Genomic DNA, 218 nt, shown 5'->3' with positions numbered 1-218 from the left:
CTATATAAATTAAGCATTTCCATTTCATATATGGAACATGCAACTTCTCTTTAAATGTTAAAAAAGGGAGAGGAAATAACTCCTCGCCCTTTTTACGTTTATTGAATTTCCTGTGTAACTTTTACATCTTCAGGATGATCGACAAGAGGCTTGACAATCGTCTCGACTAACTTCTTCATAGTCATTGCCTCAATTACTTACCTTGTTTAGATAAGTGG

1 pseudogene is annotated in these 218 nt (G+C 34.4%); it reads right to left on the bottom strand.

Features of this window, described 5'->3' with window-relative positions:
* Window positions 1-104: 104 nt before the first annotated feature.
* Window positions 105-179 (bottom strand): annotated as a pseudogene (locus tag MR113_RS28075) (KH domain-containing protein); the annotation flags it as partial.
* Window positions 180-218 lie beyond the last annotated feature (39 nt).

Origin of the sequence: Bacillus cereus group sp. BfR-BA-01379 (assembly GCF_022663605.1) — a bacterium.
Lineage (GTDB): Bacteria > Bacillota > Bacilli > Bacillales > Bacillaceae_G > Bacillus_A > Bacillus_A mobilis.
The sequence above is the reverse complement of the archived record's forward strand: the minus strand, read 5'-3'. Positions and strand labels throughout refer to the sequence as shown.